Source organism: Cyanobium sp. Cruz-8D1 (genome assembly GCF_024345975.1).
Taxonomy (GTDB): domain Bacteria; phylum Cyanobacteriota; class Cyanobacteriia; order PCC-6307; family Cyanobiaceae; genus Cyanobium.
Genome location: NZ_JAGQCD010000004.1, coordinates 29,173 through 46,447, shown reverse-complemented (window position 1 = coordinate 46,447; position 17,275 = coordinate 29,173). Strand labels below are relative to the sequence as shown.

Sequence of the window (17,275 nt, the reverse complement as noted above, 5' to 3'; positions counted from 1 at the left end):
GACGGCGTTCGTTAAGAGCTTGCAATCTTCTGCCGCCCCGCTGCGGTGAGGTGGCAGTCCCATTCATCGATCCAGCCGTCGAAGGGGATGTCCCAGGGATCACGGGGCAGGGTCGCCGCTGCGCAGGCGGCGGGGAGCACCGCCAGCGCCGGGACCGCCGCCCAGAGCGGATCGGCCCGCAGCCGGTCGTACCAGCCACCGCCGGAGCCCAGCCGCAGGCCGCAGGGGGCCACCGCCAGGGCGGGCACCAGCAGCAGGGCCATGGCGCCCGGCGATCGCTCCTGGCCGTGCCGCTGATCCGTTACCAGCGCGACCGGCGCCGGAATGCCGCAGGCGTCGTCGGCCAGGGGATCGCCCGGAACCCAGGCCCGGTACACCAGGCCGGCGCCAGCCACCGCCGGCAGGGCCAGCCGGCTGCTCCAGGCCTGGGCCAGGGGGCGCAGGTCGGGCTCGCTGCCCAGGGGCCAGTAGAGGCCGAGATCCCCAGCGCGCCCAGCCAGCAGGGCGGCCAGGTGCCGTTGCGCCGTCGCCAGGATGCCGGCGGCGGCGCCCGGCAGGCTCTCCTTCCGCCGCCGGCGGAACAGGCGACGCAGCTCCTGCTTGGCGGCCCCACCGGCGGCGGCTGCACTCACCGCTGGAACCACCCGGTCAGGGCCACCGCCAGGGCGTCGGCGGCGTCATCGGGACGGGGGGGGATCTGCAGATCCAGTTCCCGCATCACCGCCGCCAGCACCTCGTCCTTTTCGGCGTGGCCCGATCCCGCCAGCGCCAGCTTGATCTGCATCGGCGGGAACTCCACCACCGGGATGGCGAAGCGGGCCAGGGTCATCATCACCACCCCCCGGGCCTGGACCACGGCGATGGTGGTGCTGGAGCGGTAGAAGAAAAACTTCTCCACCGCCGCCAGCTGGGGCCGCCAGCGGCGCACGATCACGCGTAGATCGCGGGCGATCTCCACCATGCGGTCGCCGTCGCTGCGGCCAGGTTCGGTGCGGATCATGCCGCAGTCGAGCAGGCGCTGGTGGCCGCCGCCTGTGGCGGAGCGACCCTCCACATCGATCACCCCATAGCCAACGCGGGCCAGACCGGGATCGATGCCGAGGATGATCATGGCCTGGCCGTTTACTCAGAACAGTCCTAAGGAGACACCCTGGATCTTGACGATCAAATCGTTGAAGTCGCTGTCGCCTAGCCCTTTCGCCACCGACAGGTCCTCAATCCCCAGCACCAGGCTGTTGGCGCTGTTGCTGAGGCTGACCATCTGGGTGGTCCCACCCTCGTTGGCTGCGGCGAAGGAGGAGAAGATCACGGAGCGATCGCCATTTTGGAGGAGCAGTACGCCATAGCGCTCGCGGGTGTCGAGCGGGAGGGCGTTGAAGGTGGCTGAAGCCCCGAAGGCGGGCAAGCTGCTGGCATCAATGAGCAGGTCCTCCGCCTCGGAGCGGGCCAGGGCCTTCTGCAGATAACCCTCATCGCCGGGATTGAGGCCGTCGACCCTACCGGTGATCGAATCCACGGTATAGAACCCAAGGCTGTTGTTGAAGCCGGCCAGGCGCTGCACCTCAACGGCGACTGGGACAGGCAGGAGCGAGGGTGCGTTGCCGTCGGCTTGCCAGAACACGCCCGTGACGCCACCGCTGAAGGTGGCGGTGACCTGGTTGCCATCGACAGCCAGGTTGAGCAGGGCCAGGGAGACGCCGTCAAGGCTGGCGGTGGGAGTCCAGTCGCTGCCTTTGAGGTTTAGGCCGTCTGTGATTGAGCGGCTGCCGATGGCCTTGCCCTCGGTGGTCTGCCAGCTAGTCGCCCCGTTGGCGTTGTTGGAGTTGAGGCTGCCGGCGCTCCCTCCCTGGGCATTGCTGATCAAGGTGAGGTTGTTCGAGCCCGATTGCAGCCCAAAGGTCACTAGGCCCGCACCACTGTCGGCGCGCCAGCTGGTGAGCGGTGCATCCTGCTGGAAGCGCACCTGGTTGCCATTGAGCAGCTGGACGGTGCTTTGCCAGTTCAGCTCCGGCCCGAGCAGGGAGACCAGGGGGTCGTTGCCCGTGGGTTTTAGGTTGAGCAGCAGGGAGGTCTGGACCTGTTGATTAGGGCGGCCATCGTGATCCAGGTTCTGCAGGTTGTAGGCGGGGGGTAGGTCGCCTGGAACTGGCTTGAAGTCGTTGATTGAAACGAGTTGGCGTTGGCTGACGGCGACGGTGTCGGCGCTGTTCCGTCTAGCGATGCTGAGGTTGAGGGCATCGGCACTGCCGTCATTGGTGTCGGCTCGGAGCTCAAGGGTGGCGCTACGGCCGCTGGAATCGGGGCTGAGGGAGAGTCCCGAAAGCACAGGTGGCAGGCCACCAACTGCGGCTGGAGTTGGCTCGATCAGAAGATGAATGGATTCCATCTGATCGCTGTAGGTAATCTCTTCCACCCGCAGCGAGAGGGTGCCATTGCGCAACTGCGAGAAGGCCTCGCTATTGATGGGAACGGTGATATCGAAGCTGGATTCGCCCTTGGCCAGAACGGCCACACCAGCGATGGCTGTGTAGTGCCGGCCAGGTTCGGCGGAGCTGTTGGCGGACGAGATGGCGTAGAGCAGCGCACGGGGCTTTGAGGTGTCTGAGCTGCTGATGGAGAAGCGAGCCTCACCGTCGGAGGCCTTGGTGCGGTAACTGGTGAGGGTGAGAGTGGAGCCAAAGCTCACGCTCTGGTGCACAGCTGAGGTGGTGGGGATGGATGATTCGCTACTTGAATCCGTTGCTCCCAGCGGTGCCGCGAATGCGGCCCTGAGGCTGGTGCTGCTGGGGGCTGCAGAGTTGATAGTGACATTGGTGCTGAGCCAGTTCGCGTTGGTGGCACCTTCTGGATTGAGCACATAAACCAGGGCGGGGCTATCGCTGGTGGGTGAGGTCTGCTCACCGGCGGCGTAGGCGTTCCAGAGGGCTCCGCCGTAATTGGTGTCAAATAAGCGGTTGCGCTGGAACTCACTACTTAGAGCGATGATATCGCTGGTATCGGGGGTGAGGAAGAGAACGCGATCGGGGTTGATCGCGTTGACAGTTGCCGCATCAAAGCTGAGGGTGTTGCTGCCGTAGTCAACGGAGCTAATCAGTTCGATGTTGCGCAGCTTGGTGCCAGCAAAATATTCAGAGAAGTCGTAGTCCAGCCCGGCGCCCCCCTCAAGTAGCAGCTTGTCGAAACCACTGCCGGCATCGATGCGGAAAAAGGCGTTGTCTGTGATCGAGATCTGATCATCACCGGAGCCGGTGTAGATCACATCGGCGCCGCCATTAGAGATCACCTCATCAGCGCCACTGAGCGTATAGATTACATCGGCGAGAGGCGTACCAATCAGGGTGTCATTACCTGCGGTTCCAACCTGGGAGGCGATGTTGAGATAGTCGCCACCAAAGAGTACGTATTGGTTGTCAACCCCCTCGCTTGGATCAGAGGGATCAGAAATAAGAATATCAGTGAAGCCATCGCCATTGACGTCAATATTGCCATCGATGGAATAACCGGCGAGGGATTGCTGCGTGGGCACATTCACGCTGACATCAAGATTGGAGACCTGAATGTCGAAACTGGAATTCGTCCAAGCTGCTTTGAGTTCACCATTGAGCACAAATGGGTTGATCACCCCATAAGTGAATTCACTCACGAGTGATGGCGAGCCCCCTACATTGGTTCTGGTTGGAGTATTCCACGTGTTGGAGTCAGCGGGGCTCAGGCTCCATAGAGTGGAAGTGGGCGTGTAGTCGGCGTAGTCGCCACTTGCGGTGAGATAAAGCAGACCTTGATCACTGGTCAGCCCCACACCATTGACGTTACTTATCCCAGTGTTGAAGAAATTCCAGCCCGCAGTGGGGCTAGGAGCGGAACCGGTCGTCTGTGAATAGTCTTGAGTGGCCAATATGATTTGACCATATCCAGCAGAGCCGTTGTAATCCCGGAAGGCCAGTACGGTGCGCCCTTGGAACGTTGTGGCAGCAATCGGAGATGTAACTGTTGGTCCGGCGGGAATGGTAGTACCTGCAAGTGGAAAGTCCATTTGACCACTGATGCCCGAATACACCCCAGTGGACGTGTTAAGGCTGCCACCCCAGTTGCCGTTGGTATTGCTGCCGGCCTGATTGCCAGGATCATGGCTGTAGAGGTAGCGCACATATTCCGGATTCTTGCCATTGTTTGAGGGGAAATACATCGCAAGCCTGCCTTGCTCTGCAATCAGGGTTGGTGAGGAAGCAGTGGATTCGGTGGTCGATGTTTTTACCTGGTATTGCTGCCAGGAAGTGGCTTCCTCGGGGTTGCCATTGCTGTAAGCAATCCATATATTTCCATTGTAGTCACTGTAAGCAACATAAAGGCTTCCCTCGTAGAAAGCAGCACTCGGCGAGAAAGAGCTGGCATTGGCTTCCACGGCTGTTGCGGTGGGGCCTATTTTGATTTCCATCTGGCTCCAGATCCCATCTTGCTGATAGGCCATCCAGAGCCCGCTGTTAGATTTGCTCGAACTGAAATTGTCGGCGCCAGAGAGGAATATATAGGTCTCATTCTGCGGACTGATTGCAACCGACGGAGGCGAGTAGGACATCGCACCCGCGGGATTGAAACTGTTGGTGATGGATGACGACTTCAGGGATCCTGGCTCAAAATTGAGGATGGGGTCAAACCAATTCTGCAGCAGTGGTACATATTGACTGGTTGAAGTGCTGCTGATGTCGTAGATCTCGCCCCTGTTGTAGGGGTCTAGAGGGGTGCGGAGATTGTTGAGGCTGAAGGTCGTGGAGCCGGTGTCAATCTTGAAGAGGGATCCATCGAGCAGGACGGATTGCAGAGCTGTGGGGCTGCCAGCAGATGTAGGAACATAAGCCGGTCCCTGCGGAGCGAGCGAGAGCAGCACATCATCGACGCCATTACCGTTGACATCGCCGGCGGCACGGATGCTCCAGAGGGTCCAGCTCTGGCTGTTGGCCCCTGTGATGACAGTGGCGGAGGTGGGGTCGAGATAATCCTCGTAGCCGTCGCCATTGAGGTCGCCGAAGCCGGCGGTGCTGATCAGGGCGAGCTCACCAAGGGGAATCCCAGCGGTGGGTTTGCCAATGGTGAAGGCCGCGTTGGGCTGGAACAGCTGCTGGGCTGTGGCTGTATCCCCCGCTGTGGCGGTGAATGCAGCAGTGGAGGAGAGAGTGGCGCTGTTGGATTGGCTGCGGCCGCTTTGGGAATCTGTGCTGGTGACGGTGAGCTGACCACTGCCACTCAGTGAGGCAACTGGGGTGCTGTTGCTGAGGCCTTGCCAGGGCGCCAGTTGCACGTTCTGCGTGCTGGAGCTGGGATTGTTGTTGTCGAGGATCTGGCTGCTCGTGGCTGCGCCGCTGATCAGCCGCAGTCCGGTGGCGAGCGTCGGCGAACTACTGGACGGATTAACGACCACGTTGTTGGCGGCCACCAGCAGATCAGCAAAGCCATCGCCATTGAGATCGCCAACAGCGGAGAGAGTGGACTGGGTCTGGGAGCTGCTGAGGCTGGTGCTGGTCGGCAGCTCGGAGACGATGGTGGTGTTGATGGCGTTGTTGTAACCCGTGCCGTTGTTGATCGCGCCCACCAACACCGCATTGCTGTTGGCCGATGCCAGCAGGCTGAAGGAGTTATTGGTGCCCGAGCTGGGCAGGCTGCTTCCTGTTGGGGCCTCCAGAGTGGTGAAGGATGACCAGGTGCTGCCAGAGTTGGCGCTTTGCTGAACCACATAAACAAGCTCATCATTGAGCTTGTCGGGATAACCCAACAGCAGCCCTGCGCTGTTATTGGAAAGGCTCACGCCGCCACGGTTGGCTGTGGTGGGTTGTGCCGTTAACTCAGCAAAGTTCCAGGAGCTGGAACTGCCCGTGGACTGAGTGGAACTGTAGGTGAGATAGAGGGTATCGCTTGGAGTCGAAGGTGTACCACCCTGATAGGCGATGTAGGTGGTGTCACTGTTTGAGCCTGATCCCGGTACGGTGGTAACGGCGAGATTGCCTGAGGCTGTCTGATCTCCATTTGCGTATTGGATCAGCATGCTGTTACTCCAGCCGCTTCCGCTTGTGGGATTCGAGGTTGCAGTGCGGTAGAGGTTGGCTTTGGTGCCGGTGCCCACGTAATAGGCAGCTAGCTCGTCATTTTCACTCGTCAGAGCGATGTATTGACCCTCCTGATTATTGACCTGCACTTGGGTCCAGGAATTCGTGCTTGGATCGGTCAAGCTGGCGATGAAAATACCAGCATTGGTGCCGACGTAGCCCATGTAGATGGCGCCATCAAAGGCTGCCAACGAAGGCGCTTGATTGCTGGCGTAGTTGGGCACCTGTTGCCAGGAGCTCCAGGTTTGGCCGCCGTCGGAGCTGGAGTTCCAGAAGAGCAGCCCGTCATTGCTGTCTGTCGTGGTGTCATCACCCACCACGGCGGCATAAAGAACCCCGTTCAGTTCGGCAAATGCCGGAGCGCTGGGGGAAAGGCCACCGTTATCGCCCGTCCAATGCGGTGTGAACGTGCCGATGTTGACCGTGCCGGTTTGCTGGCTGATGCTCCAGCCACTACTACTGTCCGGAAGCTGAATGGTGGAGTTCAACCAGGTGGTGCTGGACGCATCACTGAGATTGGGAACGGCGTTGATCCAGATCTGGTCATCCTGACTGGAGCTGTTGCGGATATTGGTCAGCAGCAGGTTGCCGTTGACGCTCACAGGGGTGCTGGCCAGAGATGTACTCAGCCCACTGTTGCCCTCGTTGAGCACGGTGCTCTGCCACTGCAGATCGGCGTTGCTGGTGTTGATGCTGCCATCCGCATTGAACTGCACACCGGGCAACGGCGTGCCGTCATCTGCGACGAATGACAGCCGATTGAGGCTGATCGATCCATTGGCGTTGGTGTAGGTGAGCGCCAGGCCAGTGGGGGTGCTGGTGAGCACCGGCGCCGAACTGATTGCCGGCCCACCGCTGGGAGCCGTGAAGCTGGAGGTGAGCTGCAGACTGGAGCCGCTCTGCACACCGGCATAGACATTGATTCTGCCGTTGTCGTTGACGGCCAGCACCGGCACCCCGCCCAGCCAGGTGGCGGTGGGAGCCGCCGTGGCGCTGATCGCGACGAAGCTGGCGCCGTCGTTGGCCTCAAGGCGCTGCAGCACCGTGGTAGGCGACGTCCAGCTGCCAGCCTTCCCGTCAGGCATGGAGGAGCCGGAGGACTTGAGCGTGCCGCTTGCCGCGTCGACCCAGACCATGCCGAGGACATCGCCGCGATCCAGCAACTGAGGCCCGTAGGCGCTGCTGAACACTGCCGCGGCATTGGAAGAATCGCTCAGTGCTGTGGGAGCACTCCAGGCGGCAAGGTTATTGCTGGCGGGATCCCAGCTCGACAGCGACAGCGTGCCGGAGAGATTGAGGAAGCCCAGATAGAGCTTGTTCTCAAAGAAGGCCAGGGAGGGGCCGGTGCTGGTAGCAAAGCCACTGTTGACCGTGCCCAGCTCTGTCCAATTGTTCCAGGTGTTGCCGCCGTCGCGGCTCTGGGTGAACCAGAGGGTGTTGTCCCCTTTGCCCTTGACCGCCGCATAGAGGATGTTGCCCACAGCGATCACACTGGCAGTGGCATCGGTGAGGCCCACCTCGCCAGCGCTTTTCTCCACCGCCAGCCCGGGCAGAGGTGCCAAAGGCGCACTGGTGGTGGGATCCACCGGAGCGATGAAACCAAAGCCCGCGCCCAGCGGCAGGTCGATGGAGCTTCGCCCATAGAGAATCCCTGTGGTGCTGCCGGCGCCACTGTTGCCATCGGCCGCGCTGCTCAAGTTCTGTTCGAGGAATAGCACGATGTCGTCCATCCCGTCGCCATTGATGTCACCCCCAGGCAGCACCTGGGTGCCATTGGCAACTGTGAAGGTGTAGAAGTTGTAGGGAGCATCAGCGAGGATCTCCTGGGTATTAGCACCCAGCTCAATCCGCACGTTGGTGAGTGCATTACCAGGACGGATGGAGATGAAGTCGTCATAGCCATCGCCATTGAAATCACCGATCGAACGCAACGATCCCTGGTTGGTGCTCGCCAAACCATCGAGCAGAAAGCCGCTGTCGCTGGTGAGCTTGCTGAGCTGCAGATTATCGATCGCTTCGAGGTAGGGCTGCCCCCAGGTCAGATAGGCATTGCCGTTTGGACCGGAGCCCAGGGGGATATCGTTGATGCCATTTCCGTTGATGTCACCACCACTAAAAGTACCCTGCCCTGTGTAACCGATGTTGCCATAGCCGAGCTCAGTGAGGATGGCGATGTTCAGTGGCTTGCCATCAGCTCTGTTCAGCTGACCGATCGATCCGGAGGCCACACTGCCACTGGCAGGATTGGGCCCAGCGCTGCTGGCGGGGAAGATCTGATCGTTGCCGAACAAGACATAACCATTACCAGCGCCGGAGGAGGCGTTGTAGGCCTGAATCAACAGGTCGCTGTAGCCATCGTCATTGACATCGCCAAGGTCGACGAGGCCATTGCCAAAGTTGTCAGCGCTGTCTGCCCCATAGAGGGTGAGGCCACTCGCTAGGTGGGCCAGGTATTGGTTACCCTGCGCCAGATTGATGGACTTGATCCAGCTGGGCTGGCTTGCAGTTGCGTTGATGAATTCTTGGCTGGTGTCCACCAGATACAACGCTCCAGAGCCGCCGGTCTGGGGAGCTCCGATCGCCAGAATCGAATTGCTGTTGGTGTTGTTGAAGTCGCCGAAGCTCAGGCTGGATCCAAACCCTGAGGCCCCCAGGGTGTTCCAGGGCAGGGCTCCATAGAAGGTGGCGCCTCCCTTGCTGGCAGCGGCCACGGCTTCAGGCGTGACCGCAGTGGTGAGAGCCGTCAGATCAGCGCTGCTGCCAAACAGATAGACAGCGCCGACCTCTCCGGTCTGAATCGCCTGGTTGTTGGCATAGGTCGCCCCAACGATGGGGTCCTGCTGCAGAGCCCTGAGGTTCTGCATGTAGGTGGACTCTTTCGACGACAGAGCACCGCTCTGGCTGCCGACGTCGATCAGGCCGGGGTTGTTGACACCCTGCGTGCTGGAGACGCTGTTGTTGTTGCTGCTGGAGGGCAGCTGAATCCTCACCAGCGCGCCATCGCCATAGGGATCACTCGGATTCTTCTTGCCATTGGCCGACTCCTGAACGGCCTGAGTGCCGCTGTACAGCAGTGAGGCCTGCACGCCGGGAGCCGAAACAGCGATGCCACCACTGCTGTTCACGGCGATGGCGGTGCCGAACTGGCTGCCCCAGTACGCAGTGGTCTCGGCACCGCTGGCGTTGTTGGTGATGGTGGTGCCTGCCGATCCCAGGATCGGGTTGGCCAGAGCTGGAGCGGTGCCGGTATCCCAGCCATTGGGGTTGGTGGCACTGGTGCTGTAGCGATAGAGGGCACCGATCGGCACCAGCGATTGCAGCGAATCGGTGCCGTCAGCACCCACCTGCCTGAGATAGTTGGGCGCACCAATCCACAGCGTGGTGCCATCAAACGCCAACGCCGAACCGAAGTTCGCCACGCTGATTTGGTCGTCGCTGCTGGCGGGATCAGCCGGCGTGAGCACGGTGACATAGGAACCCACACCGCTGGGGTTGGACAGATCAAGCGTCGTGGCTCCACCGCTGCTGGTGAGGGTGGTCTTGATCCATTGACCGTCGACGATCACCACACGACCACCGCCATTGGCCTGCGGTGCGGCGATGATCAGGTCACTGATGCCATCCTGATTGACATCGGCCACCAGCATCGTCTGGCCGAAGTTCTGGCCCCAGCCGGCGGTCGGGTCGGCCTTGATCAGCAGACCACCGCTGCTGCTGGGATTGTTGGCATCGCCGAGCAGGGGCAGATTGGGGGTTGCGGGAGAGAAGTTGCTGTTGGCCAGGGCATTGAGCCAGGTGGTGGGTGCCTGGGCCGTGGTGGTGCTCGGTGTTCCGCTCTTGGACTGACCGGTGTAATTGATCCAGACGCGACCAGCGGGATCGCTGAGGGCATTGGTTGAGAAGGGCTGGGCGATCGCCAGCCAGCCATTGGTGTTGCCGCTGCTGTCATTGAACGAGCCGAACACCTGCGACTGCCCGAAGCTGTCGGCGGGAGTGAAATCGGCAGGATTGTTGGCACCTGCGGCGGTTTCAGCGCTCTTGAGCACCACGCCGCTGTCGACATACTTGAGCTGCAGCGGCGCCTGCTCGATCACCTGCGCTGTGGCGATGGCCTTGTTGTTGTCCTGCAGACGAGTGAGGGTTTTGGCGCTGACCACGCCGGTTGCCTGCATGGCAGCGAGGCTGCTGGCAGAGGTGTTGACGTCGACGGCGGCGGTCGTGCCCACAGTGACCGTGTTGGAGCCTTCAACGAAGTTGAAGGAATAGGTGGCGCTGTACTGATCCTTGAGCCTGTCGTCTTTGTCTGCTGGCAGCTGATCCTTGGGGATCACCAGGCTGAAAGCGGGGGTATTGCTGAGCACCGTGTAGTTGAAGTCGGCATCGCTGGCCATGGGCTGCAGCGACTGCAGGCTCTGGTTACCGATCAGCACCTGATCTGGGGTCAGCGCAATCGTGACGCTTGCCTCAGTGGTATCGGTGAGATTCTTCAGGGTGACGGTGACGCCGGTGAGTTCCTGGTTGGCTGGATTAAAGAAACCATCCGTCTTGGTGCTGCTGCTTGTGGTTTCCTGCCAACCGCTGCTGGTCCAGCTGGCCGTGGGAACGGCGATCACCAGCCCATCCTGGAGCGATCCACCGCTGCTGTAGCTGGGGAGGCTGGGATCCACCTGCAGCAGCGCATTGAGGCTGCTGGCCTGCGACCAGCTGTTCGTGCTGGCGTCGAAGCTGCTGGTGTAAGTGGCCTGCGCCGCAGCGTTGGGGTTCACATTGCGGGCCTCCCAGTGCTTGGAGACCGCTCCCGGAATCGCGCCCGGATCAGGCGTCTTGGTGGCGATGTCGTAGCCCAGGCTGGCGAGCAGTCCGAGGGCATCCTGCGCATTGGGCGTGGGCCAGTCGCCTGACAAGTTGGGACTGAAGGCCGCGCTACTGAGGGCCTTGTCGTAGAACGCCAGTTGATCAATGGCGCCTTTGGCATTATTGGCCAGCAGCTGGGCCTGATCGTTGAGGTTGATCAGCGGATAAGGATTGAAGACATTCGTGTTGCTGGCCACCAACTGGTTATCCACATACAGCGAAGCCGTGCCGATGTTGGTGGGCAGCTGGACGGTGACACCGTCTGCGTCGTAGGTCTGAAAGGTGGGCAGGAAGGAGGCCACGATGTAATGCCAGTTCCCATCTCGCAGATCGGCGGGCACCGTGCCACTGGCCTCAGAGGTGATCGACGTTCCCTGACCGACATCAAACACCAGCTGGCCGGATCCATTCACCGAGATGGCGGTGCCACGGGCCAGGGCGAAGCTGAGCTGATAGCCGGAGTAGCTCTCGGTGCTTAACCCGCTGGGCAAGGCTCCGGAGCTGGGGGTGGTGACATTGGGGCTGTCGGGAGCCAGGGAGAAGTTGACCTTGGCCTCGCCTGTCGCCTGCTGAAAGTCCCAGAGCGCCGTGAACATGGCCGAGAGCTCGGAGCTGATGCCGCCTGAGGCGGTGACCAGCCCCTCGTTCAACAGCGCTGTGCTGGTGTCAACAGCAATGGTATTGAGGCTGGAATTGGGCAGGCCGGTGCTGCTGTCGATGGCGTTGCTGAATTCCAGCTGGGTGGTCGGCACACTGGCGATGGTGGCAGCATCGCTGTTATCGATGCCGCTCAGATCCTCAGGGGTGAGGCCATAATTGGCCAGGAACTGGGTGACACCAGCAAGCGTTGAGCCACTGACCAGATTATTGAGCAGCAGAGCATTGTTGTAGAGATTGCTGCCGCCATTTCCATCCATGGCGGTGGTGTTAGCGCCGGTGGCTACCACACCCCACTCCCAGCCATAGAGCGTCTCGCCGGGATCGCTGATACTGGTGGGAATGGAGCTGATCAAGCCACTGGCTGCGGCCTGCTGATAGGAGACACGATCCACCACGAAACTGGCGTTCAGCAACCAGCCTTCCGGCAGCTCGGGCGCGCCGACAGCCGCATCGGAGGGCTGCCCCAGCGCCACCAGGCCGGCACCGTTGGGGTTGTCGAACGTGCTGTCGCTCAGCTGGGCCCAGAACTCGATTGTGTAGGGATTGCTGGGGACGCCGGGGCTGGCCACCAGCGCCGAGCTGGCGACGGCTTCGCTGAAGCTCTTGTTGAGCAGAAAGCTGCCGGTGCCGTTGTCGAGATCGAAGGTATTGACGGCGATGATCGTGGTACCGCCCGGGATCCCCGGACCGGTGATCAGATCACCCACAGCCAGGTCGCCCTGGCTGATGTCGCTGACGCTGAGGGTGCTGCCAGAGATGCTGCCGGTGAAGCTGCTCAGGGGGAGCTGGCTGGACGCCTCGATGGCCTGCAGGTCAGTCACGGCAAGGCTCTGGCGCTGACTGATCCTGTAGGTGCCCAGTCCGGTGGTCTGATCGACCGACCCGACGAACTGGATCGTGGTGCCGGCAAGAACCCCCGGGCCCGCCAGCAGATCACCCACCCCCAGCCGCCCGGCCGGGAGCGCGCTGACGGTGAGGGTGTCGCCGCTGATCGCCCCGGTGAAACGGGCGATGGCGCTGCCGGCGGCCAGGCTGCTGGCCGGAATGTTGCTGGCGATCTGACGAATGGAGGCGAATGTGGAGCCCAGCCCTGTACTCAGCACGCCGGTTCCATCGACGTTCTGCACGGCGGTGGCCTGGGATTTGGGCAGGGCGCCGGCAATCGTGAAATTCAGGCCGGTGTCGGAGGCAAAGGTGCTGGTGTAGGTCGAATTGACCGAGCCGATGTTGATATCGCTGATGCCGCTCTGCAGCTCACCGAACTGCAGATAGAGATTGGGCTGATCATTGAGAACGCTCTGGCGGTAGGGGGTGCGCACCTCCTGGCTCCAGGTGATCAGCGGACTCTTGGCGATGCTGCCATCAGCCTGCAGCAAGAGCTTGGAGGCGATGGAGATGTCTTCGATCGTCAGACCCACATCAGCATCCTGATCCCAGGGGATGGTCTGGATCGAGGAATTGCCACTGGCATCAGTGAGCAGAGAATTCCATCCAAAGTTTGAGGCATTGGGATTGATCCAACCTGCCTTGATCACCGTGGGGAGAGGTTCGATCGCCCTCAGGATCACCGAACTCTCAGCCGACCCGAGCATCAGGCTTCGGCCGAGGTTGTAGGTGCCGTCACTGTTGACAGCCTTGATGCTGGCGGGCTCGCCCACGCCGATACCGCTGACCAGATCACCAACGGACAGCGAAACGCCTGGAGTGGTGACGGTGAGCTTGGTGCCTTCAATCCAACCCTCGAAGCCGCTGTCCTTGATGGCATCAAGGGAGGTCTCCGTCCACACCAGCAATGTGGCCAGGCCACCTGAGGCGCTAGCCTTCGGCACATTGAATGCCTGAAGATGACGGATTACCGCGTTCTCAGGCTTATACAGGGAGGACAGATTAGCAGGCCCCTCCCAGCCGGTTGTCCCAGCGGCATTGATACGGTAATTAATCTGCTGATTGCCATACAGGGCATCCATGAAATTCTGGAAGTTGGCAGCCCCATTGCCGCTCATCGTCGCGGGGATCACCGGATCAGCAGCCTCCACCCAAGCCACAAAGGTGTCACCACCAAATTTGCTCGTAGCAGGCCCTTCGATGGTGATCGCAGTCGGCGTGCTGGCGGCACTGAAGACGGGAAGATCATTGCCGGAAGTATCTTTATACAGGGCAAGCAGCGACAAGTCATCGGGCTCCACCACCAGCTTTGTGGCATATCCAGTTGGGGCCTGGGCATCTTTCACCCTGCCATTCAGATACACCACATTGGATTGACCTGAGCCGTTGGTGGTGACATAGGTGACACGATTCTGGACCGGCCAGGCCGCCATCGCGCCCGTCAGGGGCAACGCATCGCTGATGCCCGAGGCAAGAAACACACCGGCATTGGCCACATCAGGCTGGGCGCTGAACTGCTCATCAGCCACGACATTGTTGAAGCCCAGCGCTTCCGGCACTACTGAGAAACTGGGCGGCAGGCTGCCCTTGGGCAGGCTGCTGACGACCGCATCGGGCAAGCTCAGCCGCAGCGACGTGGCTGTGTCGATGGCTCCATTCGCGACCAATAACGGTTGATCAAGGGCGACCCGCTGGATCACACCACCACTGAGGGTAACGGTGGCGGTGACCGAATTGGCTGGATCGGCGCTTGTGGCACCGGGATTGAGAAGGGGGATCGCAGTTGTACTCGAGGTGCTGCTGAACAGCTGCACCGGCACATTGTTATAGGTGTAGAGACTGTTCTGAGTGGCGCTCGGCGCGGTGGTCTCTTGGGTGGTCGGATCGTATTGGGGATAGAGCAGGTTGGCGGGCGGATCTGCGGGGTTAACAGACACATTGGAGACCCGCTGAATATCCTGGATCTGCAGCGGGGGCGGATTGGTGCTGTTCGACGCCAGCGTGATCAGGGGCAGATAGGCAAAGATGTTGCCCAGATTGCCGCTAGGGTCCGGAGGCGTGGCGATGCCGGTGGAGTACACATCGAGCACCAGCGCATAGGTGCCACTGTTCGGCTGTGTTTCAGGAAGCGCCAGATAGGAGCCGCCAGAAACGATCTGAAAACTGCTGGCCTGGATGCTGCCACCCTGAACCGTGAAACTGGTCTTGGCCGCCGTCTGGAGATCGCCATCGGCAGTGACACCCAGGATCGGCACATTGGCATAACTACCGTCATTCAGACCGGAGCCAGGATTGTAGAGACTGAGCGCATTACTGCCGGCCGTATTGGCTGGGTTGATCGCACCGATGGCTGTCGGTTGAAGCGTGAGCAGCTGCAATGTGGTCGCCTGGCCACCCAGCAGCGCCACGTTGTTCTGCGCTGTGGATGTGGCGGCTGAAAAATAAGAGTTGCTGCCGGACTGCGGTGCATAGAGGAAGGGGTAGGCTTCACCACTGGTGGCACTGATGTAGGCCCCTGATGGGTTGTCTGTGCTGGTCGTGGTGCCGGTGATTCCGGAGGAGTTCGCCGCGAGCGCCTGTGGCGTGTTGTCAGACGACTGATGCGACTCATCCCCCCCCCAGCTCTTGCTGAGGGAATAACTCAGCAGGGGGACGGAGCCCCCCAGAGGCAGGGCCAGCCCCAAACTGGCGTAGAAATTATCCGTACCGACACCCTTTTCTTCACCAGCCAGAAACTTGACGAGCTTATTGGCGACCGTGAACTGCAGGCCCAGGACGGATTTATACAGCCAGCGCCCGGTCAGGCGCGCGAATAGATTCAAACCGGAGCCATGCGTCAGCTCCGAATCCGTCCCCAGACCGCCACGAACTGCGGCGGTGATGGCGGTGGCAGGCCCCAAGGCGGCCAGAGCACTGCCCACACCGGCGTTGATCCCTTGCAGATTTCGTTGCCATTTGTTTGCGTATGCCCCACCCACCCCTCCGGAGTAACTATTCAGCCCCTTCCCTGCATAACCTTTACCTAACGCCATAGCGCCACCTAAAGCGGTCTTTTCCAGATCAGCCGCAGCTCCACCCGCATAGCCCAGATCAGCCAGCCAGCTGGGCAACCGCCCTCCCTCTGCGCTGGTGAGAGTCTGCTCGAACAGCCAACCACTACTGACGGCGGAGTTGCCCATCAGGCTACCGCCAGTGTCGCTGAATCTCAAGCTCGTAGACTCAAAATCAGCCCCGATCGACTCTTCGGACTGGAGGCTCACCAGATATGGCTTGCCCTTGCCTTGATATTGATAGATCGTCTGCAGATCCCCACCACCGCCGACGGCGAACCCTGATCTGACCTTGGTCCACCCAGTCTCACCATTTCCCCGGCTCCGCAATCCGTCCTTAAAGATCTTACTTCGATCGTTGTTTCCGACATCAATCATAAACTTGGCTGCACTCAACACCGTGGGGCCGCCGCGGCCAACATTGGCCAGGCCGATCACACCCCTCAACAGGGGATGAACATGGACCGGGTTCTGGTCTGAACCTCTGTACCCAAACAGCGAGATGCCTGATGCCATTGGGGCCAATCCAACCGAGGCCAAGCTGGATGCCCTTGGCCTTGTAAACGTGGCAATGTCATCGGCAAGCTCAGAAGGTGGTGGATTCAGGATCTCCGCGAACGTGCCCCTCGACTCATTGACGAAGCTTTCAAAGCCGGATGCATCATCAGCAATAAAGCTGCCAAAATCAGCACCTGAATCCGTCAGGAATGAACTGTTGGAATGGCTGAAAACACTCCCCGAACTCCGTGTGTATTCGCTGGTGATATTGTCGAGCGGATCCTCCTCCAGGCTCAGTAGTGACTTCTGATTCGGGAGTTGCCAACGCAGCAGGTTCTGACCCACCAGGAAGCCAATCCGCAGGGAGCCGCCATTGGCGCTGCTCAGCTGTTTGCCTGGGCCTCCCTGCCACTTCCAGCTCACACCGGCTGGGCTTGTGGGCTCACTGCTCTGCAGCATCAGCATCGGACCGGCCGACAGGGACTGCGTCTCCTGCACCGGCTGGGTGATCAGCTGCTGCCGCGACAGCTGGGTGTTGCCCGAGAAAGCCGGCGGAGAGCTGGCAGTCGCGGACGGAGGCAGAATTGCGCTGAGGGCTTTAGGGGTGCCGCCTGAGAGGTCGTTGAGCTGAAGCCCGCCGCTGGGATCGGCAGCGATCGCGAACTGCGTGGCATACAGATCGCTGTCCGGCCGCTCGCCGCTGGCAGCCGCCTTCAGCTCCGCCTCGAGCCGATCGGACGGGGTGTTCGCCAACTTGTCGAGCAGGGCATTCACCGGAGTGGCGGCCTGCTGCTTCTGCACCACCAGCGAGAAGCCGCCACCCGTGCCCTGCGTCAGCGAGAAGGCCTGCTCCTCCACCTGATCGTCGGTGAGCTGCACCGGCGCCGACCAGCCCAGCTGTCCATCACTGCCCCACTGGCCGAGGCTCGCGACGATCTCGGCGCTGCTGCCCTCCCCCACCCGGTAGGCCAGCACGATCCCCGGGTTGTTGCCCGTTGTGGCATTGCCGCTGCTGCCGCCGCTTTCGGTGGGCCAGAGGTTGTCCAGAGCCAGCGCCTGCAGCTTCTCACCACCCACCGCACCCGGCACCGCCTGGCCCTTGTCCCAGCGCTGGGCCGCTCCATTCCACTGGCACTGCCAGATGAGCCCGTTGTCTGCCAGGAAGGCATAGGCGGTTCCGTTGGCGTCGTTGACGACCTGGATGCTGCTGGCGTAGGGCAAGACGGTGCT

General features: G+C 61.1%; 3 protein-coding genes. All 3 read right to left on the bottom strand.

Translation table 11 applies throughout. The features are described from left to right. Window positions 1-11 precede the first annotated feature (11 nt). The 3 genes from KBZ33_RS03990 to KBZ33_RS03980 are packed head-to-tail and all read right to left on the bottom strand — an operon-like array spanning window position 12 to window position 17,266. Complete coding sequence (locus tag KBZ33_RS03990; RefSeq protein ID WP_254951073.1) at window positions 12-632, bottom strand: 5-formyltetrahydrofolate cyclo-ligase; 621 nt, start codon at window positions 630-632, stop codon at window positions 12-14. After that, complete coding sequence (gene ruvC, locus KBZ33_RS03985) at window positions 629-1,111, bottom strand: crossover junction endodeoxyribonuclease RuvC (protein WP_254951075.1); 483 nt, start codon at window positions 1,109-1,111, stop codon at window positions 629-631. Before ruvC ends, KBZ33_RS03990 begins: the two co-directional genes overlap by 4 nt. Window positions 1,112-1,126: 15 nt before the next feature. Continuing rightward, on the bottom strand, window positions 1,127-17,266 hold the full coding sequence (locus KBZ33_RS03980) for an S-layer family protein (protein WP_254951077.1): 16,140 nt from the start codon (window positions 17,264-17,266) through the stop codon (window positions 1,127-1,129). Between the last annotated feature and the right edge of the window lie 9 nt (window positions 17,267-17,275).

Excerpts from the sequence above, each read along its gene's own strand:
- ruvC (WP_254951075.1), bottom strand. The coding sequence starts at position 1,111 with ATGATCATCCTCGGCATCGATCCCGGTCTGGCCCGCGTTGGCTATGGG.